The sequence below is a fragment of the Leisingera sp. F5 genome, from assembly GCF_001593695.1.
In genome coordinates this window covers 1-1,940 of record NZ_LUKH01000642.1, presented here as the reverse complement: position 1 = coordinate 1,940, position 1,940 = coordinate 1, and the positions used below count along the sequence as shown (strand labels likewise).

The 1,940-nt window shown below is 61.8% G+C and carries 1 protein-coding gene and 1 pseudogene; one reads left to right on the top strand and one right to left on the bottom strand.

Translation table 11 applies throughout. The features are described from left to right. Positions 1-143: 143 nt before the first annotated feature. Entirely contained in the window at positions 144-707 is a 564-nt protein-coding gene (locus A2I95_RS34275) for an isocitrate lyase/phosphoenolpyruvate mutase family protein (RefSeq protein WP_291736987.1), read from the bottom strand. 224 nt (positions 708-931) lie between these two features. On the opposite strand from A2I95_RS34275, the pseudogene A2I95_RS34270 reads away from it, so the two are divergent. Further along, positions 932-1,940, top strand: a pseudogene (locus A2I95_RS34270) (IS110 family transposase); the annotation flags it as partial.

Here is a 1,940-nt window from a genome sequence, read left to right as displayed (position 1 = left end):
CCTAAGGCGCCGGAGAGTTCGAATTAGGAAAGGCCGCTCCAGCCGGGGCGGCCTTTTCTTATGGTTATTGTGGTCCACTGTTTCTCACTGGGTCTAGCCGGGAGGGAATTGCACGCAAAGGTCGGCGAAGGCAGGTTTGCGGCTCACCCTGCTAACATCGCATCAATCTCGGCCGTGCTTGCGTCCCCCTTCAGGATCGTGAAATCGCCCCGTTCCAGCAGCGCACCCGCGGCCAGCAGATTGACGAGTGTGCCTGTGGCGGCAAGCGCGCGGGTGGTTCCGGCATCTACCAGCGGGGCGTACATCACATCTGCACCTGCTTGGGCGAACGCGTGGCAGCGGCGCAGCGCCTCGGCTGTTTCATAACTATTCATGAGCCAGCCATCAGCGCGGGCAGTCAGCACGATCCCCGCAGCCTCTATCCGTGCCAATGCCGGATCAAACGGATTGGAATTTGTCCCCGGGACAGCCGTGTCTTCCACCGAAACCCCAGAAAGCCCGGCCTCTGCTGCCAGTTTCACAGTCTCGGGATCGTCTCCGAAACCGTTTTCGAAATCGCGGTTCACCGGCACGTCGACCGATGCGCAGATACTGGCAGCGTGCTGCAGGGCGATGTCGCGCGTGATCTGGCGGCCATCGGTCAGGCCCAGCGTGACGCCATACCCTGAAGGTGTTGTCGCCTGCGCCTGCGCACCTGGCTGCGCCATTGTCTTTGCTGATCAAATATACCAGGGGTTTGGTATCACTGCCGGTTTGCCCGGGACGTAAAGGGCGCGGCATCGATCCGTCAACTCGTAGCGGCGCAAAGCCTGCTCCTCTCTCCGATTGGCCGAAGTGCTGCTCACTATAGCCGATGGGGTGGATGGCTCCTGCTCGAACCGGCGCCGCAATGCGCCATGATGCAGTTGCCTGCTGCAAGAGGAGCCGCCCAATGCAGGTTGCAACAGCCGGCCTTGATCTGGCCAAGAACATCTTTCAGGTTCACGGGATTGCCCCAGAAGGGAACATAGTCTTCAATCGGCCGCATCGGCGCCCGCAGGTTCTGTCCTTTTTTGAGCGTTTGGAGCCATGCCTGATCGGAATCGAAGCTTTCGGCACCAGTCATTGCCGGGCGCGCGAACTGACGCGGCTGGGCCACGATGTGCGGCTGATGCCGCCCATGCATGTCAAGCCGTACGTCAAGCGAGGCAAATCAGACGCCATCGATGCGGCGGCAATCTGCGAGGCGGTGACCAGGCCCTCCATGCGGTTCGTCGAAGTCAAATCCACTGATCAACGGGCGCTCCTGTCATTGCACCGTGCGCGAGACTTGATTGTTCGCCAACGGACTCAGTTGATCAATGCGCTGCGCAGCCTACTGGCCGAGTTCGGCGTCTGCATCGCCCGCGGACTGGCACGGGTGAACAGTTTTGCCGAAGGCGTGGTTGAAGGTACAGACCTTGGGCTGCCTTCCGTCGCGCAGGACGTGATCCGTAACCTGTCCCAGCAATTGAGAACCCTTCATAGCCAGGTTCGCTGGCAGGAGGCAGGAGGCAGGGCTGCGGCTGGAAGCCAAACGCGATGCGCGGGTTCAGTTGTTGCAGACCATCCCGGGTGCCGTCGCGGTGACGGCTTCGGCGATTGCTGCAGCCATTGGTGGTGGCCCTCAGTTCAGAAACGGCCGCGAATTCGCCGCGTGGCTCGGCCTGACGCCTGCCAACAAGTCGAGCGGCGAAAGGAGCGATTGGGCAGGATCACCAAAATGGGCGGCCAGTATCTGCGGCAGTTGCTGGTTGTCGGCATGACCTCTCTGGTCCGGCAGACACGGTCCCATCCCAACCGTGCCAGCAAGTGGCCGACAGCGCTGCTCGAGCGTAAACCAGCCCGCGTGGCGGCCGTGGCGATGACGAACAAGACGGCCCGGATCCTTGAACCGCCCCGGGTTTTCCGGAGGCTTCACC

Coding starts and splice junctions, on each gene's coding strand:
- A2I95_RS34275 (WP_291736987.1), bottom strand. CDS start 707: ATGGCGCAGCCAGGTGCGCAGGCGCAGGCGACAACACCTTCAGGGTAT.